Origin of the sequence: Parvularcula bermudensis HTCC2503 (genome assembly GCF_000152825.2) — a bacterium.
GTDB lineage: Bacteria > Pseudomonadota > Alphaproteobacteria > Caulobacterales > Parvularculaceae > Parvularcula > Parvularcula bermudensis.
This window is the reverse complement of record NC_014414.1, coordinates 2,792,374-2,813,775: the sequence shown is the minus strand read 5'-3', so window position 1 is coordinate 2,813,775 and position 21,402 is coordinate 2,792,374. Positions and strand designations below refer to the sequence as shown.

The window sequence follows — 21,402 nt, the reverse complement described above, 5'->3', positions numbered from 1 at the left end:
CTCGAGCTTTTTCAGTCAGCACGGGGGCAGGGGTATCGACTGGTGTGGCTCCGCGACCTCTGCGGCAATCTACGATCTCCGGGATAGCACGCGGCTCAGCTGGCGATCTTGCCGTCGAGGGGTGGTAAGCCATCGCCTTGGCCTGGGATAGTTCGCAGTCGGGAGGCCCGAAAGGAAGGGCCGTGTGCCACAGAACGACGTCAGACTGTGCTACAAGGATCGGGTAGGCGACGGTTACGTCATTGAACTAAAAAGCGAAATCGTTCGTTTCTCGGCCCGTTACTCGCGCCACAACCTTTGATTGTGGCATTAAGTTGGTTTTCCCATTCCTCCCGTTAGCCGCTCATCATCTGGTGTCGGGCCGCTTTGCTGATCCGGCACGTGTGTGCACGAATTGCGTGAGATTGGAGGGTACTAAACGCGATTACGAAATCGCTCTTCGCCTAACTGGTTGGATGATTGGAACACGGCTTTCTTGTACAGCGCGTAGCGTGCCTTATCGCGACTGAAGCAGAGCCCGTGTCGCGCTGCTCTCCGTCGCGGAGAGCTAGAGGAAAACGATCTTACGAGAGTTTGGCCTGAAGCGGGTCCTACGCTCACAGGAGCCTGAACGCCTGGAAGCGCTGGTGACAAGCAATACCACACTGGACATCACCATTCGATAATGCGAATTATTCGCATATTAGGAGCGTGATCCGGCTCTTTGCGATGCATACCAGAGCGCTCTCTCTTGTTCGGCTCACTCAATCCGGAGGGCAGTAGAATGCGCCGTCTTCTTACGATCCTGTCTGTCGCCGCCGCCTTCGTCGGCACCGCATCAGCGCAGGACCGCATCGTGTCGCTAGGCGGAGATCTCACCGAGATCATCTATGCCTTGGGGGAGGGGGATCGGGTGGTCGGCACAGATCGGGACAGCCGCTACCCGGACGATGCGGCCGCGAAGCCGAAAGTCGGCTATGTTCGTCGGCTGTCGGCGGAGGGGGTGCTCTCGGTGGAGCCTGACCTCGTGCTGATCAGCGGCGCGGCGGGCCCAGAGACCGCCCTGGCGCAGATTGAGGCCTCCGGTGTCGAAATCATCAGCCTCGAGACGGAATACACGCCGCAAGCCATCCTCGACAAGGTCGGGGTCGTTGCCACGGCGCTGGGCCGAGAGGACGCAGGGGAGACGATGAAAGCCGACCTTGAGAAGACGATTGCCGCGGCGCGTCGCGACGTCGAACGCGTTGGCATCTCACCCTCCATTCTCTTTTTCGCGTCGGTGCCGGATGGCGCCCCCCGCGCCGCAGGCGATGAGACGGCCGCCGCTGGCGTTATCGACATGCTGGGCGGCACGAACGTCTTTGCCGGGCGGCCGGGATACAACGCGCTGTCGCTCGAGGCCGCGGTCGCCGCCGATCCCGACATCATCCTGGTCATGACCCATCATGCGGAGCGCGAAGGCGGGATCGAGGCCGTGCGAACCCATCCGGCCCTGTTGCTGACCACGGCGGCACAGGAAGGACGGGTGTTCCTGGTCGACCAGTACAGCGTCATGCAGTTCGGCCCGCGCACACCCCAATCGGTCGCCGAGCTGGCCGAGAAGATCGCCGACGCCCTCGGTGAATAAGCCCAAGGTGAACCCCACACGGCGAACCGCTCGTGGTCGCGTGGTCGTCCTGTCCTGCGGGGTGCTGGCGCTCGTCTTTGGTGTGCTCGGGATCCTGCTGGGACCGTTGAAGGTCAGTCTTCCCGACGTCTTGGCCATTTTGACGGGGTCGGATATAGCCGGACAGGTCAAGACAGGCGTTGTGCTGAATATCCGCCTGCCGCGCATGGTGCTGGGCTTTGCGGTCGGCGCGAGCCTCGGCGTGTCGGGCGCAGCGATGCAGGGTTTCTTCCGTAATCCGCTGGCGGATCCCGCCTTGATTGGGGTGTCGGCGGGCGGCGCGCTGGCTGCCGTCGCGGTGATCGTCCTTGGTGGCGCGGTTCTTTCGGGGCTCACCGAGGCGCTTGGCTCTTTCGCCCTTCCCGTCGCGGCCTTCTTCGGATCACTGGTGATCGTCTTTCTGATCTACCGCCTCGCGATGCAGGAGGGCCGGGTCATCGTCGCGACCATGCTGCTCGCTGGTGTCGCCGCCAACTCGCTCGCTGTGTCGGGGATCGGCTATCTCACTTTCCTGGCCGACGACACCCAGCTCCGTGACTTGACCTTCTGGACGCTGGGGAGCCTTGGCGGCGCGACCTGGGACCGGGCGGTGCCCGCCATCGCGCTAATGGCGATTGGCGTGGCGGGCATTTTGACGCTGGCGCGCCCGCTCAACAGCCTCCTGTTCGGTGAGGCGGATGCGGCGGCCTTGGGCACCAATGTCGAGCGGACCAAGCGCCTTGCTGCCTTGTGTACGGCGCTGAGCGTCGGGGCGGCCACGGCCGTTTGCGGCGTGATTGGGTTTGTGGGCCTCGTGGTGCCGCATCTCGTCCGCCTCGTGACGGGGCCGGATCACCGCTTCGTCCTGCCCGGTTCGGCCCTTCTGGGTGGCGTTCTCGTCCTCGGGGCCGACCTCGTTGCCCGGCTCGCCGTCAGCCCGGCCGAGCTGCCCCTCGGCGTGGTCACCTCCGTGCTCGGGGCGCCGTTCTTCTTCTGGCTGCTGCTGAGGGATAAGAAACGCGGAGGGTTCGGATGAACCTCGAGCTGCAAGCCGCGAGCGTCGTAAAGTCGGGCCGGCCGATCCTCGACCGCGCCGATATCGCTTTGGTGCCCGGGTCTTTTCTCGCCATTTGCGGGCCGAACGGCGCCGGCAAGAGCACCGCGCTCTCGCTCCTCGATGGCAGCGAGCGACCTACAAGCGGCAAGGTAACCTTGGAAGGACGCTCACTGAGTAGTATTGGGCGCGGCGAGCTCGCGCGGCGCCGGGCCGTTGTGCCGCAGCGGCATCTCTTGAGCTTTCCCTTTCTGGTGCACGAAGTCGTCGCCATGGGACGCATGCCCCATGAGCGCCGGTCCACGCGACACCAAGACGAAGCAATCTGTCGGGAAGCCATGGCGTTGCTCGACATCGCGCCGCTGGCGGAGCGCAACTACCTCACCCTGTCAGGGGGCGAACGGCAGCGGGTGATGATTGCCCGCGCGCTGGCGCAGGTCTGGGAGCCAAGCGACGAGGGCGCGCGCTACCTCCTGCTCGACGAGCCGACCGCGGCGCTCGATCTCAAATATCAAATCAAGCTGATGAAGCTACTGAAACGGCTGGCCGGAGAGGGATGGGCCATCGGCGCCGTGCTGCACGATCTTGGTCTCGTGAGGCGCTGGTGTGATGAGGTCCTATTGATGAAGGACGGGCGCGTCGCGGCCGAAGGTCTGCCCGCCGACATGCTGACAGCGGACCGGCTCGCCGAGATCTTCGATCTCGACGAGCCGTACACGGTCGAATAACTATCGAGCGACCGAGACACCGTCCACAGCGGTGAACCCCTCGAACTCGGGAGCGTCGAGATAGACGGGCTTGTTGTCGCCCGCATTCTTGTGGGCCGCGCGGAAGGCTTCCGACTGGGGTCCATGCCTTGAAATCCGCTTCGCTCTCCCGCACCGGGTGCGGGGCATAGAGCGTGTGGTCATCGTGTTGCAGACCGCGCAGGAGGTGAAAGGCCCGGAACCCGGGCACCTCCTTGAGAGGCGTTTCCCGCTCGTGCCAGACCGTCTCGAAGGCCTCTTCCTTGTCCGGAACGATGCAAAAGCGGTTCATGGCAAGATACATGGCGGGCGCTCCTAGCGCAGGCGCTCGGTGAGCGGCGGAAGGGTGAGGGTCGTATAGGTGCCGATGACTTCCTTCGCCTCGGTCAACGCCTCTTCGGTGGTCATCTCACCGTCCTCGACCTTCGATGCGTAGTCGAGGAGCGGCGTGTAGAGGTCGGTCGGTTCGCCCTTGAGGGTCAGGGCGAAAGGATCGCCTGCGTCCTCAAAGGCTTCCCAAGCGGCGCGGATGCCCGCCCAGTACTCTGCGGTCGCCTCCCAATGGGCATCGACTTCGTCGGATGTGACTTCGTCCGTGTGGCGATAGGTGTTGATGCCGATCTCGCGGACCAAGGCAACAGGCTCGCCGCTGGTGAGCACGACCTTGGTGTTGTCTTGTTCGTGGATCCAGCCGCCGGGGATAATGGCGTGGCGGTTCACAGCATCGACAGCATGATAGTCCTCGCGGCTCACCATGTCTCGGCGGGGCAGGGGCCGCCAGGCCGTGGCCGGCTGCCAGGCCGCAATGCCGTTTTCGTAGGACCATTCGCCAACCGCGCCATAGCGCGGGGAATCATCGACCTGGTAGACTTCCTGAGACCACGCCCCCGCCCGGTCGCTCGCATCGACCTCGGTCACGGTCCAGGCATTGCCGCCGATGAACGTCAGGACCTTTTCAGGCTCGTACTGCCAGTCCTGACGCCAGTGCTTGAGGGGGAACTTGTCCTCCCCGCCGACATAGAGAATATGCTGAAGGCTGATGAAGTCGCCGCGATCCTCGATCACCTTGACGATTTCATAGCCGCCGGAGAGCTTACGGTCTTTAAGCTCATAGCCCTGGCGAAGGGCGGCCGTCTCGATGAAATCGAAGCTCACCTTGTAGGTCCCCGCCATGGCGAGGATCGCCTCGCGGTCGCGGTCGCGGTCGCGGTCGAAGGTCGCCGAGGGCGCTTCAGTCATGGGGCGCGCGACCGGATCGGCAGGCGCCATTTCAGGTGCCGTTGCACAGGCCGAAAGGGCGGCAGCACCAACCGCCAGGAAGAATGGGCTTTTCATTTTGGGGACCTCCACCGCTGATGCCAAGTTAATAACGAGAATGATTCGCAGTTGCAATCCTCGATCGAGTATGAAATGTGATTGAGAGTCATTCGCAAGTAAGGGGTGGTTCGATGATGAAGGCTGCTTTGATTGTGTCCGTGTCCGGACTGGCGTTCGCCGCAACGGCATTCGCTCAAAACGAAGAGGACGCGCCGGAGGACGATGTCATCACCGTCTACGGAACATCGAATCCCATTCCCGCGATCGACTATCCCGGTCAGGTGTCGGTCATCGACCGGTCCGAGATCGATGCGCGTCTGGTCTCGACGGTGTCGGACGCATTGCGCGATGTGCCGGGGCTTCAGTTCAGCGGCGGGCCGCGGCGGACGGGAGAGGTGCCCACTTTGCGGGGGCTCTCCGGGCAGAACGTCCTCGTTCTCCTCGACGGCGCGCGGCAATCCTTCCTGTCCGCCCATGACGGGCGCTTCTTCCTCGATCCCGACCTCATCGCCCGGGCCGAAGTCGTTCGCGGGCCGGCCTCTGCCCTTTACGGGACCGGCGCCGTCGGCGGCGTGCTCGCGTTCGAGACGGTCGATGCCGATGATCTTCTGACAGCGGACGAGACCTTCGGTGCACGCTTCCGCGCGGGCTATCAAAGCGTGAACGAAGAGGGGGCGGGGACGGTCACGCTATTCGGGCGCCAAGGTCGGCTCGATGGGCTCGCGAGCCTTACCTTGCGCCAGTCCGGCGACATTACTTTGGGGTCCGGTGCCGATCTGCCCTCGGATGATGACATTCTGACCGGCCTTCTCAAGGGTAGCTTCACCGCGACGGACGCCCTGACGCTGGAGGCGTCGTGGCAACGCTTCGACAACACGGCGATTGAGCCGAACAACGGCCAGGGGACAAGCGGGCTCGATGATGGGGCGATCAATGTCGAGAAGGAGATTGTCACCGATACCTTTCGGATCGCTGCGGCCTTCAACCCGTCAAGCGACCTGATCGATGCGCGGCTGACCGCCTACTGGACCGAAACCACCGTCGACGAATTCGACGACAGCGTCCCTCAACTTCTGACCCGCGACGTGGAGACGACCGGTATCAGCCTGCGCAATGCATCCCGCTTCACCCTCGGCGGCCTCGATCTGACGGCGACAATCGGCGGTGACTGGTTCGAGGACAAACAAATCGGAACCGACGACCAGACCGAAGACTTCACCCGCGGCGGCGTACCGAACGGTTCGGCGGAGTTTGTCGGCGTTTTCGGGCAGCTTGAGGCCATCCTCGATCGGCCCCTCGGGTTACCGGGAGAATTGATCGTCATTCCTGGTGTCCGGTTCGACAGTTTCAAGAACAGCTCGGAGGCCGCAGGCACGGACAATGAAGATGAGGCCGTCTCTCCCCGGATCGCCGCGAGCTATGGGCCCTCGGACTGGTTCCGGGTCTTCGGCAGCTATTCCGAAGGCTTTCGCGCCCCGTCTCTGAACGAGCTTTATCTCGACGGCGTGCACTTCCCGCTGCCGCACCCGATCCTGTTCGACCCTGCTGGCATGCCGCCCAACTTCACCTTCGTGAACAACAATTTCATTCCGAACCCGGACCTTGAGCCGGAGAAGACGGCGACGACAGAGGTCGGCATCGCGCTCGATTTTGCTAGCGTCATCACCCAAGGCGACCGGTTCCAGGCGAAGCTCAGCCGTTTCGAAAGCGATGTGGAGAACCTCATCAATCTTTCCGTCGATGTCGCCTTCGATCCGACCTGTTTCGCGCCGCCCTTCTTTCCGTGTACCGCCGGGACAACGGAATCGGCGAATGTCGCCGACGCGGGGCTCACGGGAACCGAGCTCGAGGCGCGCTACGATTCGGACCTTTTCTACGGCTATCTCTCCTATTCGAGCATCGACGGAGAGGATGAGGCCACCGGCGCCGATCTCGGTACGTTGACACCGGGCCGGCTGGCGCTCGATCTTGGGTACCGGACCCAGGGGATCGGCGCGACCTTCGGCACCCGCCTTCAGGTGGCCGATGAGTTCACCCGGCGTGACCTCGTCGACGGCGAATTGGAGATCGCCGAAGAGCGCGACGGGTATACGGTACTCGACCTCTACGCCACCTGGGTGCCGCCCTTTGCCGATAGCTTCCGCGTCGATCTCGGCGTCGACAACGTGACAGAGGAGGACTTCGAGCGGGTCTTTGAAGACGTCTCGGAGCCGGGGCGGAATTACAAGGCGTCGATCGCCTATCGCATCGCCTACTGATCGAACTCGGAACGAAAGCGAGTCTGCCTCATGGACCATCGATTCTCGGACGTTTTCCTCCCCGATCTCGGCCCCGCGACCGGGCTCGCCATTTTCGGGTTCCGCGCCCATGCCTTTGGCCGAACGGACTGTTGCTGTGTCCAGACCGGGTTCCGCACGGCCCTGGGGGAGGAGGCCGGCGCGGTGCTGGCCGACCTCCTGTTTTTCACGCGGGTCATGGGGCATGTGGAGGCTCGCCGGATCAGCCTCTCTCCACCGGGCTCTGGTCGCATGACCTGGGACGAGGTGTCTGTCGCATGCGGTTTCGTGGCGGCGCAGGCGTGGGACGCGGCGGCCCTCGACGCGCACCTCTCCTGGCTTCCCGCCGGCCCCGTCCCGCGACGACTGACCGATCTGGTGATCCGCATCGCGGACAGTTTTGCCGGCCACGGCCTGGCGTTTGAGGCCCCGCACGAGGCCCGAGCCGTCGAAGATGGGGTGACGCTGGCCTTTCGATAGGCAGGGTGAGCGTAGCGGTTCTTTCCCGCGGCGGTATCGCAACCGCCGCGTTTACACGGGTCGACATGACGGGGAGGGGCGATTTGTTGCGAATAACTCTTATTTACAATCTCAATATCGTTCGCTACTGCGAATGAAAATCAATTTAGGAGTGTGGGTATGAAGCGTCTGTTGGGGGCCGCATCGGGGCTTGCGTTGTTGGGGGCGGCGAGTGCCGCGGCCCAATCGCAGGGCGACGGGGATGTCATCGTCGTCCAGGGCCAGAAGATCGAGCAGTCCCTCGATCAGGTCACCTCCAGCGTCGATGTGACGACCAGCGAAGAAATTCTCCGTGAGCCGATCGTCAACCTCTATGACGTGGTCGATCGCATCCCGAACGTGACCTCATCGTTTGGCGGCCTCGGTTTCGCGATCCGAGGGATCGACCAGCGCGGGATCGCGGGCAACGGCGCGACCCTTACGGTCTATGTGGATGATTCGCCCCTCGGAAACTTCACCACCTTCTTCGGCCCCCTTGATAGCTGGGACCTCGGGCAGGTCGAAGTCTATCGCGGACCGCAATCGACCAATTTCGGTCGGAACGCGCTTGCCGGGGCGATCTATGTTCGGACCCAGGACCCGACCTATGACTGGGACGTCAGAGTGCGGGCCGAGGCGGGCAACAATGGCGTTGCCCAGGGCGCCGTGGCCGTTGGGGGGCCGATCATTGAGGACAAGCTGGCTTTCCGCGCCGCGGCCAATTATCGCGAAAGCGACGGCTTCATCTTCAACACGTTCCTCAATGAAGAGGCCGATGCCGCCGAGCTGAAGACTGGACGCTTCAAGCTCCTGTTCGAGCCGACGGATAGGATCTCGATCATCTCGACATCGTCCTACACGGAGAACTTCGCCGGCGAAGACAATGTCGATCCGACCAATGGGGTTCCGGGTCAGCCACTTGATGCGGGCGACGTTATCCGCGAGGTCGATTATGACACGCCCGGCCTCGAGGGGACCGAGACTTTCATCCAGTCGATCAACGCCACATGGCGGCTTTCCGACCGGATCGAGCTTCAGTCGATCACGACCTATCAGGACACAGATTACACCCGGCAGGAGGATTTCGACAACACATCAGCCCCGATCGCGGCCCTCGATCGTACGGGAGTGGATGAAGCCTGGTCCGAAGAATTCAGAGCGAAATATCTGGGGGACCGTTTCGAGGGTGTCCTCGGTTTTTATTATTTTACGAATGAAGATGGGTTCAACGACAGCTTCATTGTCCCGGCCACGATCGTCGATCCGAGCCTGCCCGCCACTATTCTCGTTTCCCGGGTCTCGGCCAACAGCAACGAGACGACGAATTACGCCGGCTTTTTTGACGGCGAGTACGAGATGACGCCGTCAATAGATCTCCTCTTTGGCTTGCGCTACGACAAGGAAGAGCAGGACAGCGTGGCGACGGCCATCACGTCCATCGCTAATCCGCCGCTGCCTGCTGGCTTTGAATTTCTCGAAGCCCTGCTCGGCGAAGAAACCAGTGAGGTCGACGCGTCCTATGAGGCGTGGTTGCCGAAAGGCGGTGTGCGGTGGGAAGCCCATCCGAATGCGACACTGTCCTTTGTCGTCCAACGCGCTTACCGCGCGGGGGGCGCGCAGATCCTTACCCTTAACGGCAGTATCGACCGGTTTGAACCTGAATTTCTCTGGAACTACGAATTGGCGGCACGGACGAATTTCCTCGACGGCCGGATCCAGTGGAACACGAACGTCTTTTATGCCGACTGGCGCGATCAGCAGGTCAACGAGCCGGTCCCGGACTTCCCAACCTTTTTCACGACGATCAATGCCGGGGAGTCAACGCTTTATGGTTTCGAGACCGATATGGCTGTCGAGGTCACGCCTGACCTCCTCGTCTATGGAGGCCTTGGGTATTCGCATACTGAGTTCGATGATTTCCCGAACGCGAATTACGACCCGGATTTGCCCGATAGCGAGAGCAATCAGGAAAATTTCTCTGGCAACAGATTTCCGTTCGCCCCTCGCTGGTCGCTCAATGCCGGGATGGACTACCGCCACCCGAGCGGGCTCTTCGGCGGCGTCGATGTCAATCATCAGTCCAAAATGTATCAGGATAACGAGAACTTCGATGTCAACGAATTCGGCGAGCGCATGTTGGTGAATGCTCGGCTTGGCTATCAGTTCTCGGAGAATATGCAGCTGAGTGCCTATGTGAAGAACGCGCTCGACGAGCAGTACTTCACCTCGTTGAACGTCATTTCGCCCGGTGACGAGTTCTCCCGCCTGGGGGCGGAGCGGACCTACGCCGTCCGGCTCGACTTCGATTTTTAGGGGGGGCCATGACGACGCTGCTTGCGGTCTCGCTTCTTCTCATCGCCACGGTCCTCTGGATTGAGGCGCATGAGCGTCGTGCCTCTTTCGGTTGGGTCAAGGACTCAGCGCCCGCCCGGTTCGGGCTGAAGGTCGTTGGCTGGGGGCTTGCGACGATTGCGCTATGGCTTCTCGCCCAGCCAATGGGGTGGGAGCGGGGTGTTCCGCTCTGGTTCGGTTGGTTGAGCTTTGCCGCCTTCATCGCTCTCCTCGTCGCGGCACGGTTTCCCAAGAGCCAGTGGTGGGTCGGCGCTTTCGGCATAGCGGGCGCGGTCATGGTCGGCGCGCTGATGATGACGGGAGGGACGGCATGAGCCCCATCGTTCTCGGTATCGTGGCCGTGATCGTCATTGGTCTGGGCGTGGCCACATGGAAGGCGCCGCGGCTGACCAGCGTCATTTTGTGGTCGCTCATCGCTACACTCTTCATCGGCGCGGCGGCACTTGATGTATTGCCGGGGGCCTTCTCGGAAAAGGCGCTATGGCTGACGCTCGCTGTGCCGCTGATCTGGGCGGGCCTGCAATTCTGGACCTATTGGGAAAAGCGCGCCTGGCGGGTCGCCGCGGCCCTGCTCGGCGTTACCGCCGTGTGCGGCACTATCGTCTTCTTCTTCGAACCGGTGGTGGGGTGACGCCATGGACCAGGCGAGACACAAGCGAAACTACGATCTTCATTCCTGGTCTGGTATCGTGCTCGGATTGTTCGTGTTTATCGTGGCCTTCACCGGCTGCGCAGCGCTGTTCGGGCATGAACTTCACACTTGGGAAGATCCGGCGCGTCGCCTGCCGCTGGCGGAGAACCCGGCGCCGATCGATGCGACGTTCACGTCCTGGGTGGCGGAGCAGGCGGGTCCCGATGCGGAGATCGAGTTCGCGCGGCTGTCCTATCCGACGCCCATCGAGCCTTATTACACCGGCGCTATCGAATATGAGCTCCACACGGAGGATGGTGGCCACGAGCATATTTTCGTCGAGCAGCGATGGGAGACCCAGACCGGCGCGCCGATCGCGGACCGCGGCCATGGCCTCTCGCATTGGCTCGTGGATTTCCACCGGGAACTGATGTGGCCGGCCTCCCTCGGCGGCACGACGGTGGGCCGCGGCGTCGTCGGCATTGCAGGGGTGATCCTCCTCCTGTCGATCATCTCGGGCGTGGTCGCGCACACCAAGATCCTGCAGGAGCTCTTCACCTTACGCTTCTTCCGCTCCATGCGTCTAAAATGGCAGGACACCCATAAAGTGCTGGGGCTCTGGGGGCTGCCCTTCTACACCATGATCGGGCTGACCGGGGCGGTCATTGGTGTCGTGACCTTGCTCGCCCCGGCTATCGCGCTGCTCACCTTCAAGGGCGACACCGAAGCGCTGTTCGATGCGGTCCTCGGCACGCCTGAGGAACGCGCCGGCGTGGCGGCTCAGATGATGTCGGTGGATGACTTTCAGGACCGAACGCACCCCGAAAGCGGCAATCCGCTACGATACCTAATTGTCACAAATTGGGGTGACGAGACCGCCACCTATGACCTCTATTTCGATGCGGATACGGAATTGGCGCAGATCGAGGGCTACCGCGTCGATGCGGTGACTGGTGAGCGCATCGACGGCGGAGCCATGGAAAACGTCACGCCCGCCAACCGTGTTCTGAACGCCATGACGCCGCTGCACTACGGGACCTATGGCGGGATCGCCCTCAAATTCCTTTATCTCGCGCTCGGCCTGTCGCTCGCTATCATCACCGCCCTGGGGCTGATGATGTGGGTCGAGCGGCGTTTGCATGGCAATGAGGGGAGGCGCTCGCCGCTAGTGTACAAGGCCATCAGCAAGCTGACCGTGGGCGTGACCTGCGGCCTGCCGCTGGCAAGCGCGGCGATCTTCTATGCTGATCGACTGATCCCTGTGGCGCCGGACGGACGGATCGCCATGATCGGTTGGAGCTATTTCACGGTCTGGGGCGCAGGGCTTATCTATGCCTTCCTTCGCGGCAACGACTACCGGGCGACCAAGGATCTGCTGCTGGCCACGGGGGGCCTGCTGGCAGCCATTCCCGTACTGAACACTGCAACGACCGGTGACCTGTTCGTGACGGGCCTGTTCTCGAACCACATCGCGGCTGCCGGTGTCGACCTTACGATGCTGGTGATGGGGGCCCTGACGATTGCTGGTGTCTTGATGCTGCCGAAGGGTCGGACAGGAAAGGCCGTGAGGCGGGTCGTGACGGTCGAGGACGATCAGGGTCTCGCCGTCGCGCGGAGTAGGGGCGGGGGGGGGCGACCAGATGCTCAGACGGCTGCCCCGCCCTCATCGAGGCGGGGCGGTTGCTATTCTGTGTGTTGCGACGCACATTTTAGGGATGAGCGAGACCTCCCATTCCCCGCTGATGGATCCATTCGGGCGGGAAATCACTTATCTGCGCCTGTCCGTGACGGACCGGTGCGACCTCCGCTGCACCTACTGCATGGCCGAGCGGATGACGTTCCTGCCGCGCGCGGAGCTTCTCACGATTGAGGAGCTCGACCGGCTCGCAAGCGCCTTCATCCGCCTCGGGGTGACGAAGCTGCGGATCACGGGCGGGGAACCGCTGGTCCGCCGCGGGATCGGTGAGCTGTTCGACCGGCTCTCCCGGCATCTCGCCGCGGGCGCGCTCTCCGAGGTGACGCTGACCACCAACGGCACCCAGCTGCGACACCATGCCGAGCGCCTGGCCGCAGCGGGTGTTCGGCGTATCAATGTCTCCCTCGATACTATCGATGCGGCGCGTTATCGGCGCCTGACGCGGGGGGGCGATCTGACCGCGGCCCTCGCAGGAATTGAGGCGGCGAGGGCGGCCGGGCTGTCGATCAAGATCAACGCCGTGGCCCTGGCGGACGACAAGGAGGGGCTCGTCCCGTTGATTGAGTGGGCCCACGCCGAAGGGTACGACGTCACGCTGATCGAGACCATGCCGCTGGGAGAGACCGGGACGGATCGGGCCGATCAGTTTCTCTCCCTCACCGCGTGGCGCGACCGGATGGAGGCGCGGTGGCGGTTCGTCGATCTTCCCGACCGAACGGGTGGGCCTGCGAGGTACACGCGCGTGCTGGAGACCGGTGGACGCCTCGGCTTCATCACGCCCCTGACGAATAATTTCTGCGCGGGATGCAACCGCGTCCGCCTGACCTGCACGGGGCAGTTCTTTCCGTGCCTGGGGCAGGCGGTGCGGACGGATTTCCGCGCAGTTCTGCGTGCCGGGACCCGTGACAAAGCGCTGGATGATGCAATTCGCGCCGCCATCGCGCGCAAGCCGGAAGCCCACGATTTCGCCATCGATCGCGGCGCAAGGCCGGTGCTCACCCGGCATATGAGCGTCACGGGAGGCTAGCGATGGTGCGTGTCCTGTTCTTTGGTCGCCTGGGAGAACGGTTCGGTGCCGAGCGCGATGTCGAGGTCGGGCCCGCAGCGACGGTAGCGGACCTCATCGAAACTGTCTGCGGCGCCCATCCCGGGGCCCGGGAAGCCCTGATGCATCCGAGTGTCAGCATCGTCTTGGCTGATAGTGTCGTGAATCGCGACGAGCGGCTGAAGGATGCCGTCGAGGTCGCCTTCCTGCCGCCGGTGTCCGGCGGATGAGACCGGTCGTCCTCGTTTCTCAAGCCTCGTTCGATGCAAGCGACGCGGCGTCGGCGTTTCACAGCTCTCTCACGGGAGAAACGGGGGCCGTGGTAACCTTCGCAGGGATCGTCAGGGGATCGGGCGACCTAAGCCTCACCCTCCAGCATTACCCTGGGTATACAGAGCGAAAAATCGGCGAGATAGCGACGCGTGCCATCGGGCGGTTCGGGCTCGACAGCCTCCTCGTTCGCCATCGGGTTGGGACGATGCGGCCCGGGGAAACGATCGTCTTCGTTGCGGCCGCCGGCGCCCATCGGCGTGAGGCCTTCGAGGCTTGTGACTTTATGATGGATTATCTGAAATCAGCGGCACCGTTTTGGAAACTGGAGACTGTCGACAGAGAAAGCCGGTGGATTGAACCGACCGCCCGCGATATCGCAGACCGTCAGCGTTGGGAGGTGGATGATGCACGGGATCAATGAGGACCTCACCTTCAGTCCAATCAACATCGCCGTCCTGACGGTATCGGACACGCGGACTGCGGAAAACGATACCTCGGGGGAAACATTGGCGGCGCGGATCGAGGGGGCGGGGCACATCTTGGCTGCGCGCGCCATCCTTAGGGATGACGCCGAGCAGATCGCGCGCCAGGTGCGGGAATGGGCGGCGGCGCCCGACATCGACGCAATCATCACCTCCGGCGGGACCGGTCTCACGGGCCGGGACGTGACGGTGGAGGCGTTGAGGCCGTTATTCGATAAGGAAATCGACGGGTTCTCCGTCATTTTTCACATGGTCAGTTACCGGAGTGTCGGGCTCTCCACGCTGCAGTCCCGTGCCTGCGCCGGCATCATTATGGACACGTTCGTTTTCTGCCTGCCGGGCTCGACCGGGGCGGTGAAGGACGGGTGGGACCAGGTCATTTCGGCCCAGCTCGACTGCCGCCATCGGCCCTGCAATCTCGTCGACATCATGCCGCGATTGGCAGAACGATGAGCAAGCTCAAGCAAAAGCGGGGCGGAAAAAGCAGCCACCGGCAACGTCCGTCCCGCGCCGCGCTTGCAGATATATGCTAATTTCGGTCATTGCATGGCGTTTTTTTGCGGCCTTTGTTGCAACACACAACGAACGCTTGAACTAAAACCGATCTCGCGATAAGCTGCATTAGTGGTTTTCGGATTCGTTCAAAGGGGAACGGGTCTTTTCCTCGCCGCGTGGACGAACACGGCGGCTTTTTCCCGACAGTCTTGATGTCTCTTTTCGCGTCGTTCGGCGCTGGAGAATTGCGTCTGTCGAGCAGCCTTCGTCATCAATCCATTCTCCGCGAGGCCCAAAATGTCCGCTGACAGACTGAATTTATTGTCCTTCTCAGGCAAGATGAAGATCCTCCACATGACGTGGGTGGCGTTCTTCATCAGCTTCGTCATCTGGTTCAATTTCGCCCCGCTGACCGAAGCGGTGCGCGTGACGTTCGATCTCGACAAGAGCCAAATATCCACGTTGCTTATTCTCAACGTGGCACTGACCATCCCAGCCAGGATCCTTATTGGTGCCCTCACGGACCGTTTCGGCCCGCAGAAAGTGTATTCCGGCCTTCTCGCATTTTCGGCTGTTCCCTGTCTCGCCTTTGCCTTTGCCGACAATTTTACCCAGCTTGCGATTGCCCGATTTGCGCTCGGTTTTGTCGGGGCCGGCTTTGTGGTTGGTATAAGGATGGTTTCCGAGTGGTTCCCGCCGAATGAGGTGGGTACCGCCGAGGGGATCTATGGGGGCTGGGGCAATTTTGGGTCCGCTGCTGCCGCCTTCACGCTCCCCTCCATTGCCCTCATCTTCGGCGGTGATGAGGGATGGCGATATGCCATCGCGCTGACAGGTCTGGTCGCGCTTGCCTATTCGTTCGTGTACTATCGCAATGTGAGCGATGCGCCCGAGGGCTCTCGCTACTTCAAGGCCAAGCAGACCCGCGCGATGGAGGTGACGAGCAAGGGCGATTTCTTTCTCCTCCTGATCATGAAGGCACCCCTGCAAATCGCACTCGGCATTCTCGCCTGGCGGCTGGAACGTGTGGGGCTGATATCCGAACCCGTCCAGTATGCGATCTGGTTGCTGTTGGCAGCCTACTACGCCTTCAATGCCTGGCAGGCCTATGAGGTCAATAAGTCGGTCTTTACCGAAGAAGTGCCTCTCATCCACCGCTACAAGTTCAAGCAGGTTGCGGCGCTCAACTTCCTCTATGCCGCGACGTTCGGGTCGGAGCTGGCGGTCGTTTCCATGCTGCCGTTGTTCTTTGCGGAGACGTTTGGTCTCAGCCCCGTTCTCGCCGGGATGGTCGCTTCCGGATATGCCTTCATGAACCTCGTCTCCCGCCCCAGTGGCGGCGTCTTCTCCGACCGGTTCGGCAGACGGCTGACGATGATCGTGCTGATGGCCGGTGTCGTCGTCGGTTACCTTCTGATGGCGATGGTCGGCTCGTCATGGCCGGTATTCCTTGCCGTGGCGGTCGCCATGCTCTGTTCGTTCTTCGTCCAGGCGGGCGAGGGAGCCGTCTTCGCCATGGTGCCCCTCATCAAACGGCGGCTGACGGGACAGATCGCCGGGCTGACCGGTGCCTACGGCAATGTCGGTGCCGTTGTCTTCCTGGTCATCTATTCCATGGTCCCGGCGGCCGCCTTCTTCCTTGTCCTTGCGGCCACCGCCCTGGTCGGTCTGGCTTGTTCCTTCCTGCTGGAGGAGCCGCGGGGAGAAATCGCCGAGATCAACGAAGATGGGACGGTAACCATGATCGCGGTGAGCGCCTGATTACGGGGGGGGGAGGGCAGTCATGCAAGCATCGACTATGCTCCGGGGCGCCCCCGTCGCCCCTCCTTCTCTTCTCGTAGAGATCGGCGGTTATTCCGCTGCCGGAAGGAAGCCGGTCAACGAGGATGCCTTTGCCGCCCATAGCCCGCATGACGAGGTCGAGCGGACGGAAAAAGGGGTCGTGGCCTGCGTCGCAGACGGTCTGTCGAGCGTCCCCCGAGCCGCTGCGGCCAGCCAGCTGGCGGTCGGGCAGTTCATTGATGACCTCTATTCGGCCTCGCCGACCTGGACAGTCGAGGCGACCGCCAGGCGGAGCCTGACCACGCTCAACTCGTGGCTCTACGCCCAGGCACGATCCCCGGATGGGGCGATGGCCACGACCTTCAGCGCGCTCGTCATCAAGGGGTGCACGGTGCATCTCGCGCAGGTCGGGGATTCCAGCATCTGGCGGCTACGCGGGGAAAATTGGCAGAGGCTCACGCGCGAACATAGCCTCCCATTGAGCCTCGATGAGGCGGTGCTGACGGCGGCGCTGGGGGCGGAGGCTCACCTCTCTGCCAGTTTCACCAAGGACGAGGCGCAGGCGGGCGACCTGTTCGTTCTTCTTTCCGACGGCGTCACTGCAGCGGTTCGCGCCTCCGAATTACAGCGCCTGCTGATGGTGACTTATCCCGATCTGGAAACGCTTTCGCGAAGCCTGTGCGAGCGTGCGATCGAAAATGGCAGCGAGGACAATGTGACGGCGCTGTGCGTCCGGGTTGACGCTCTCCCGGCGGAGACCGCGCCGGAACGCGAGGCGAGGCTGACCGGAAGGGCATTCCTGCCGGACCTCAGCCCTGGGCAGAAAATTGATGCTTACACGGTGGACCGTGTCGTGCATCGCGGGGTGCGGAGCAGCGTCTATAAAGTGCGGGATGGGGATGGCGGTGTGTTCGCCCTCAAGGCGCCGACGGCGCGCGCGACCGACGAGGTGAGCATCGTCGAGGCTATCGCGCGGGAGGAATGGCTCGGCCAAAAGATCGGATCGGACCGCATCCTGCGCACCTACTCGACGGGGAACACGCCCTTTCTCTACCTCCTGATGGAGTGGATCGAGGGTGAGACGCTGCGCCAGTGGATGATCGATCATCCCGAGCCGGACCTCCCCACCGTGAGGAGCGTCCTGCACGATATCGTCCTGGCGGTGAGAGAGACCCATCGCCAGCAGGTGCTGCATCGTGATCTCAAGCCGGAGAACATTCTGGTCCTGAGCGATGGGCGGATTAAGCTGATCGATTTCGGCTCGGCGGCGATTGCCGGGCTGGACGAAGCCAGCGTCCACCTCTCATGGGCGGGGGAGGGATCTCTCAATTATTCCGCACCTGAATATATACTGGGGGACCCGGCAACCGACCGATCCGATCTCTTCTCCGTCGCTGCCATCACCTACGAAATGTTGAGCGGCGCGCTGCCCTTTTCGGAGGGCCTGGGCGCGCACCGCGTCCCCAGCAGGATACGGTCCTGGCAGTATATCCCGCTGTCGCGACGCCGCGGCGACCTTCCGGTATTCATCGATGCCGCGCTGGAGAGCGCGCTGGAACCGGACCCCGTCGCGCGAACACCGGCGCTTTCTGAATTCGAAGCCGACCTGTCCCGGCCCGGGCGCCTAGCCGAACGCCGGGCCCAGTCCCACGCGCTCATCGATCGGAATCCGCTTCTTTTCTGGCAGGCGCTCTGCGCACTGCAATTCTTCCTGTTAGTGGTTCTCTACGTCCTATTCGTCGGCTGATGAGGAGCAAGAACGGAGAGTGAGCGGAACGGGCCGCTCAAGCACTCGGAACAACGACGTTCCGCGATCTTCCAACCGGCGCTTCTGCGCCTTTTTATCGGGGAACAAGATATGCGGACGACATCCTTCGCGGCGGGGCTTTGCGGCCTTTTCGCTTCTACCCAGGCGCTCGCCGATGACCGTGGCGATTTCGCCCAGGCCGTGGCGGCGGCCACGCCGATCCTGGATTATCGACTGCGATATGAAACCGTCGATCAGGACGGGTTCTCGGAGGACGCTTCGGCCGTCACGAGCCGCCTACGGGTCGGGTTCGAGACCGGGAGCTTCAAAGCTACCAAGCTCCTCGTCGATGTCGAACATATCGAGGCGCATGAGGAGCAGTACAACTCCACGATCAATGGCGAGGTTCAGTACCCCGTCGTCCCGGACCCAGAAGGGACCGAACTGAACCGGTTCCAGCTGACGAATACCTCCCTCGCGTCGACGACCTTCGTCATCGGACGCCAGCGGATTATCCACGACGATGCGCGGTTTGTCGGCAATGTCGGATGGCGCCAGAACGAGCAGACCTTCGATGCCCTCCGGGTCGTCCATCGACCGGCAGAGGGGCTGACCATCGATGCGGCGTTTATCGCTCAGGTAAACCGGATTTTCGGCGACCGCTCACCGATGGGCCGTTGGGAGTCCAACAGCCTGATCGCGGATGTGGATTACAGGCTGGGCCTGCAGGGTATGGAGGCGACGGTGTCCGGCTTCGCCTACCTGTTAGATTTCGATGATGATGCGCCCGGCCAGTCCTCACAAACCTATGGTGCTTCGGCGGAAGCGCGTGCCGGTTCGTTTTCCGGCAGGGTGCGCGGTGCATGGCAGACGGATTATGCCGACCGGCAGGAGCGTTATGCCGCCGGCTACGCCTCCCTAGAGGGGACGTACCATGCCGCGCCGGGCGCGTTCACGGCGGGGGCTGAGATATTGGGAAGCGATGACGATATTCCGTTCTCGACGCCTCTTGCGACCCTGCACAAGTTCGACGGCTATGCCGATGTGTTTCTTTCGACGCCTGCGGAAGGGGTGCGGGACGTCTACGCCGGCGCGGCGTTCGACATTCCGGCAATCGGTCCGTTCAATGCGGTGAAGGTCGCCGCGACCTACCATGACTTTGCCGATGCGGGGGGCGGCGATCGGTACGGGCAGGAAGTCGACGCGCTTCTCTCTGTCCGGATGGACCGGGTGTCTGGTCTCCTGAAGCTCGCTCACTATCGCGCCGATGAGTTGGCAACCGACCGGACGAAGCTCTGGCTCCAATTCGGGTGGTCGTACTGAACGCGGCTAGAAAAGAAGCACCGCGACAGGGTCGCCCGCAGCGCGGGCTTCCTCATTGGGCCCGCGCCGGAGCAGGGCATTCGAGGCGGCGAAGGTCGACAGCAGGGAGGAGTCCTGACGCGCCGCTGGCTGGCAGACCAGTCGGCCCTCGGCCTCTTCTGCGACGCTCGCCCGCATGAAGTGCTCGCGTGGACCGTTTGGCGGAAGGGGAGCGTCGAGAATCGCCGTTCGAAGGTCGAGCCTTGGTTCGCCGCCGCTGAGGGCCTGGAGGGCAGGGCGAAGAAACAGGTGTGCACAGACGAAAGCCGAGGCGGGATTCCCAGGGAACCCCAGGACTGCCTGCTCTGCCTTTGTGCCGAACCAGACGGGCTTGCCGGGTTTCACCGCCACCTTCTCGACGTACAGGTCGAATCGTTTGCGGCCGACCGCCTTGGCGACGTCGTAGTCACCGACGGAGGCCCCGCCGATCGGAACGACAATATCGGCGTCGCTAGCAGCCTCGAACATCGCTTCCACGGCGCTCTCGCGGTCGGCGGCGATCCCAAGAAAGCAGGCCTCAGCGCCCCAGCTATCGAGAAGCGGGAGAAGCCCCGTTGAAAGAGATTCGTAGACCTGCCCGCGGGCCAGATCTTTGCCCGGCGGGACGAGTTCGTCGCCATTTGCGAACAAGGCAATGCGAGGGCGTCTGTAGACGGAGGTTTCCACCACGCCTGCTGCGCTCAACAATGAAAGATCGATCGGCGACAGCCAGCGCAAGGCGGGGGCGAGGACGTCTCCTTCTGCGAAGTCGCCCCCGGCGGGTCGGACGTTGCGGGCAGCCCGCTGGTCATGGGTGAGCGTCGCGGTGTCGCCATGCCTCTCCACATGCTCCTGGATGATGACGTGGTTCGCGCCGGTGGGCATGGCACTGCCAGTAAACACCCGCACGGCCCCGCCGGTGAGCGTGCCCACATAGGGTCGTCCCGCGGGAGCTTCGCCCAGAACCCGGATCTGCGTGCCGGCGGTCATGGGCGCGACCATGTTCACGGCGTAGCCGTCCATGGCGGAAACGGCCGTGGGCGGTTGCGTCACCTTCGCTCTCACCGCCTCGGCCAGGATCCTGCCGGCGGCCTCGCCGACGGGGACCGTCACGCTGGGCAAGGGCTTCAGGGAGCTGCCAATCTGGCGAAGCGCATCGTCGACAGAGATCATCAATTCATCCTCGCGAAGAATTATGCCAGCGTTGGATCATGACCAATGGACAGATCAACCCGCCCTCTCCGCCAACCACTTTCGGCGTCATCTTCATGGGGGGCGAGAGCCGTCGGCTCGGCCAGGAAAAGGCGAGCGTCGAGCTGGCAGGAATGACGCTTCTGGACCGGATTGTCGACCGTCTCTCTCCGCAATGCGCGCAACTGGCGCTGAGCGTCCGTCGAGCGGGGGACGGTCTGGAAGGGCTGGACGAGGTGGTCGATCCGGTCACAGAGAAGCCGGGCGGGCCGCTTATGGGCGTGCTGGCGGCGCTTCGATGGGCACGCGGACAGGGCGCCCGCTTCCTGCTGACGTCCCCGGTCGACACGCCGTTCCTGCCCACCGATCTTGCAGACCGGCTGAGGGCAGAGATGTCAGGGCATCGTGCGCGGTCTGCCGTCGCGGTCAGTCGCGACCGGATCCATGGTCTTACCGCGCTCTACGGCACGGATCTCTTGCCCGATGTCGAACGGCTGGTCCTGCAAGAAGACGAGCGGATGCTGCAGGCTTTTCACCTCAGGATCGGATCGGTGCCAACCGTTTTCGCCACCACGCCGACGGATCCGTTCATCAATATCAACACGCCGGAGGACCTTGCCGCAGCGAGGGCGCTTATCGGTGAAAATCCTTCGTCCTGAAGCTTCCTGACGATTGTTTCGGGGGTATCCCATTGCGGGAGAGGCATTTTCGTGCCAGTATTGGTGCAGCGCAATGTCTGCGCCTCCTTACTTTTCGACGATGAAAAGTGGGTTCGCCGCTCGTTTCGAGCGGATGGACATCAACTGCTTCCATCAACCGAGCGGTTCGCCGCTCGCCGTCGAAAGGGGATGC

Annotated in this window: 19 protein-coding genes and 1 pseudogene; 17 read left to right on the top strand and 3 right to left on the bottom strand. The window is 62.8% G+C overall.

Going from position 1 to position 21,402, the window contains the following annotated elements; translation table 11 throughout:
- Positions 1–763: 763 nt before the first annotated feature.
- Genes PB2503_RS13130 through PB2503_RS13120 form a run of 3 tightly spaced genes read left to right on the top strand, consistent with a single transcriptional unit; the run spans position 764 to position 3,406 of the window.
- Entirely contained in the window at positions 764–1,606 is an 843-nt protein-coding gene (locus tag PB2503_RS13130) for a heme/hemin ABC transporter substrate-binding protein (protein ID WP_013301752.1), read from the top strand.
- Positions 1,599–2,660 (top strand): FecCD family ABC transporter permease, encoded by a 1,062-nt coding sequence (locus PB2503_RS13125; RefSeq protein WP_148235295.1) that lies wholly within the window; start codon positions 1,599–1,601, stop codon positions 2,658–2,660. The genes PB2503_RS13130 and PB2503_RS13125 overlap by 8 nt, the downstream gene beginning before the upstream one ends.
- Positions 2,657–3,406, top strand: a complete 750-nt coding sequence (locus PB2503_RS13120) for a heme ABC transporter ATP-binding protein (RefSeq protein ID WP_013301750.1) — start codon at positions 2,657–2,659, stop codon at positions 3,404–3,406. The genes PB2503_RS13125 and PB2503_RS13120 overlap by 4 nt, the downstream gene beginning before the upstream one ends.
- Here PB2503_RS13120 and hmuQ read toward each other — a convergent pair.
- Both hmuQ and PB2503_RS13115 read right to left on the bottom strand, forming a co-directional pair.
- Positions 3,407–3,728 (bottom strand): annotated as a pseudogene (gene hmuQ, locus PB2503_RS15215) (heme-degrading protein HmuQ). It abuts the gene before it with no gap.
- A gap of 11 nt (positions 3,729–3,739) precedes the next feature.
- Positions 3,740–4,759, bottom strand: coding sequence for a DUF6607 family protein (locus PB2503_RS13115; protein ID WP_148235294.1), 1,020 nt, complete (start codon positions 4,757–4,759; stop codon positions 3,740–3,742).
- Between the two features lie 113 nt (positions 4,760–4,872).
- On the opposite strand from PB2503_RS13115, the gene PB2503_RS13110 reads away from it, so the two are divergent.
- The 13 genes from PB2503_RS13110 (at position 4,873) to PB2503_RS13055 (ending at position 19,341) form a co-directional block, all read left to right on the top strand.
- Positions 4,873–6,999, top strand: coding sequence for a TonB-dependent receptor domain-containing protein (locus PB2503_RS13110; RefSeq protein ID WP_013301746.1), 2,127 nt, complete (start codon positions 4,873–4,875; stop codon positions 6,997–6,999).
- A gap of 30 nt (positions 7,000–7,029) precedes the next feature.
- Positions 7,030–7,497 (top strand): hypothetical protein, encoded by a 468-nt coding sequence (locus tag PB2503_RS13105; protein WP_041535017.1) that lies wholly within the window; start codon positions 7,030–7,032, stop codon positions 7,495–7,497.
- Positions 7,498–7,656: 159 nt separating this feature from the next.
- Positions 7,657–9,828 (top strand): TonB-dependent receptor, encoded by a 2,172-nt coding sequence (locus PB2503_RS13100; protein WP_013301745.1) that lies wholly within the window; start codon positions 7,657–7,659, stop codon positions 9,826–9,828.
- A gap of 8 nt (positions 9,829–9,836) precedes the next feature.
- Complete coding sequence (locus PB2503_RS13095) at positions 9,837–10,181, top strand: DUF3325 family protein (RefSeq protein ID WP_013301744.1); 345 nt, start codon at positions 9,837–9,839, stop codon at positions 10,179–10,181.
- Positions 10,178–10,498, top strand: coding sequence for a hypothetical protein (locus PB2503_RS13090; protein WP_013301743.1), 321 nt, complete (start codon positions 10,178–10,180; stop codon positions 10,496–10,498). The genes PB2503_RS13095 and PB2503_RS13090 overlap by 4 nt, the downstream gene beginning before the upstream one ends.
- 4 nt (positions 10,499–10,502) lie before the next feature.
- Positions 10,503–12,368 (top strand): PepSY-associated TM helix domain-containing protein, encoded by a 1,866-nt coding sequence (locus PB2503_RS15005; protein WP_013301742.1) that lies wholly within the window; start codon positions 10,503–10,505, stop codon positions 12,366–12,368.
- Positions 12,262–13,221 carry a GTP 3',8-cyclase MoaA gene (gene moaA / locus PB2503_RS13085; protein WP_420798264.1) on the top strand — a complete coding sequence of 320 codons (960 nt, stop codon included), beginning with the start codon at positions 12,262–12,264 and terminating at the stop codon, positions 13,219–13,221. Before PB2503_RS15005 ends, moaA begins: the two co-directional genes overlap by 107 nt.
- Positions 13,222–13,223: 2 nt before the next feature.
- A complete protein-coding gene (locus PB2503_RS13080; RefSeq protein ID WP_013301740.1) occupies positions 13,224–13,469 on the top strand; it encodes a MoaD/ThiS family protein in 246 nt (81 codons plus the stop codon).
- The gene (locus PB2503_RS13075; RefSeq protein ID WP_013301739.1) at positions 13,466–13,933 is read left to right on the top strand and encodes a molybdenum cofactor biosynthesis protein MoaE; all 468 of its coding nucleotides are present in this window, start codon (positions 13,466–13,468) and stop codon (positions 13,931–13,933) included. The genes PB2503_RS13080 and PB2503_RS13075 overlap by 4 nt, the downstream gene beginning before the upstream one ends.
- Positions 13,917–14,447, top strand: a complete 531-nt coding sequence (gene moaB / locus PB2503_RS13070; RefSeq protein ID WP_013301738.1) for a molybdenum cofactor biosynthesis protein B — start codon at positions 13,917–13,919, stop codon at positions 14,445–14,447. The genes PB2503_RS13075 and moaB overlap by 17 nt, the downstream gene beginning before the upstream one ends.
- A 339-nt stretch (positions 14,448–14,786) precedes the next feature.
- Complete coding sequence (locus PB2503_RS13065; RefSeq protein ID WP_041535015.1) at positions 14,787–16,250, top strand: NarK family nitrate/nitrite MFS transporter; 1,464 nt, start codon at positions 14,787–14,789, stop codon at positions 16,248–16,250.
- A 22-nt stretch (positions 16,251–16,272) separates the two neighbouring features.
- On the top strand, positions 16,273–18,018 hold the full coding sequence (locus PB2503_RS13060; RefSeq protein WP_083811094.1) for a bifunctional protein-serine/threonine kinase/phosphatase: 1,746 nt from the start codon (positions 16,273–16,275) through the stop codon (positions 18,016–18,018).
- A gap of 111 nt (positions 18,019–18,129) precedes the next feature.
- Positions 18,130–19,341: a hypothetical protein gene (locus PB2503_RS13055; RefSeq protein ID WP_013301734.1), complete on the top strand. Its 1,212-nt coding sequence runs from the start codon at positions 18,130–18,132 to the stop codon at positions 19,339–19,341.
- A 6-nt stretch (positions 19,342–19,347) separates the two neighbouring features.
- Here PB2503_RS13055 and PB2503_RS13050 read toward each other — a convergent pair whose 3' ends face one another.
- The gene (locus PB2503_RS13050; protein ID WP_013301733.1) at positions 19,348–20,532 is read right to left on the bottom strand and encodes a molybdopterin molybdotransferase MoeA; all 1,185 of its coding nucleotides are present in this window, start codon (positions 20,530–20,532) and stop codon (positions 19,348–19,350) included.
- A gap of 38 nt (positions 20,533–20,570) precedes the next feature.
- Here PB2503_RS13050 and mobA point away from each other — a divergent pair, with 38 nt between their 5' ends.
- On the top strand, positions 20,571–21,209 hold the full coding sequence (gene mobA / locus PB2503_RS13045; RefSeq protein ID WP_013301732.1) for a molybdenum cofactor guanylyltransferase: 639 nt from the start codon (positions 20,571–20,573) through the stop codon (positions 21,207–21,209).
- Positions 21,210–21,402: the final 193 nt, after the last annotated feature.

What these genes read in the sequence shown, in the direction of transcription:
- PB2503_RS13130 (WP_013301752.1), top strand. Translation starts at nt 764, where the DNA reads ATGCGCCGTCTTCTTACGATCCTGTCTGTCGCCGCCGCCTTCGTCGGC.
- PB2503_RS13120 (WP_013301750.1), top strand. Translation starts at nt 2,657, where the DNA reads ATGAACCTCGAGCTGCAAGCCGCGAGCGTCGTAAAGTCGGGCCGGCCG.
- PB2503_RS13115 (WP_148235294.1), bottom strand. Translation starts at nt 4,759, where the DNA reads ATGAAAAGCCCATTCTTCCTGGCGGTTGGTGCTGCCGCCCTTTCGGCC.
- PB2503_RS13110 (WP_013301746.1), top strand. Translation starts at nt 4,873, where the DNA reads ATGATGAAGGCTGCTTTGATTGTGTCCGTGTCCGGACTGGCGTTCGCC.
- PB2503_RS13105 (WP_041535017.1), top strand. Translation starts at nt 7,030, where the DNA reads ATGGACCATCGATTCTCGGACGTTTTCCTCCCCGATCTCGGCCCCGCG.
- PB2503_RS13100 (WP_013301745.1), top strand. Translation starts at nt 7,657, where the DNA reads ATGAAGCGTCTGTTGGGGGCCGCATCGGGGCTTGCGTTGTTGGGGGCG.
- PB2503_RS13095 (WP_013301744.1), top strand. Translation starts at nt 9,837, where the DNA reads ATGACGACGCTGCTTGCGGTCTCGCTTCTTCTCATCGCCACGGTCCTC.
- PB2503_RS13090 (WP_013301743.1), top strand. Translation starts at nt 10,178, where the DNA reads ATGAGCCCCATCGTTCTCGGTATCGTGGCCGTGATCGTCATTGGTCTG.
- PB2503_RS15005 (WP_013301742.1), top strand. Translation starts at nt 10,503, where the DNA reads ATGGACCAGGCGAGACACAAGCGAAACTACGATCTTCATTCCTGGTCT.
- PB2503_RS13080 (WP_013301740.1), top strand. Translation starts at nt 13,224, where the DNA reads ATGGTGCGTGTCCTGTTCTTTGGTCGCCTGGGAGAACGGTTCGGTGCC.
- PB2503_RS13075 (WP_013301739.1), top strand. Translation starts at nt 13,466, where the DNA reads ATGAGACCGGTCGTCCTCGTTTCTCAAGCCTCGTTCGATGCAAGCGAC.
- moaB (WP_013301738.1), top strand. Translation starts at nt 13,917, where the DNA reads ATGCACGGGATCAATGAGGACCTCACCTTCAGTCCAATCAACATCGCC.
- PB2503_RS13065 (WP_041535015.1), top strand. Translation starts at nt 14,787, where the DNA reads ATGTCCGCTGACAGACTGAATTTATTGTCCTTCTCAGGCAAGATGAAG.
- PB2503_RS13060 (WP_083811094.1), top strand. Translation starts at nt 16,273, where the DNA reads ATGCAAGCATCGACTATGCTCCGGGGCGCCCCCGTCGCCCCTCCTTCT.
- PB2503_RS13055 (WP_013301734.1), top strand. Translation starts at nt 18,130, where the DNA reads ATGCGGACGACATCCTTCGCGGCGGGGCTTTGCGGCCTTTTCGCTTCT.
- PB2503_RS13050 (WP_013301733.1), bottom strand. Translation starts at nt 20,532, where the DNA reads ATGATCTCTGTCGACGATGCGCTTCGCCAGATTGGCAGCTCCCTGAAG.
- mobA (WP_013301732.1), top strand. Translation starts at nt 20,571, where the DNA reads ATGACCAATGGACAGATCAACCCGCCCTCTCCGCCAACCACTTTCGGC.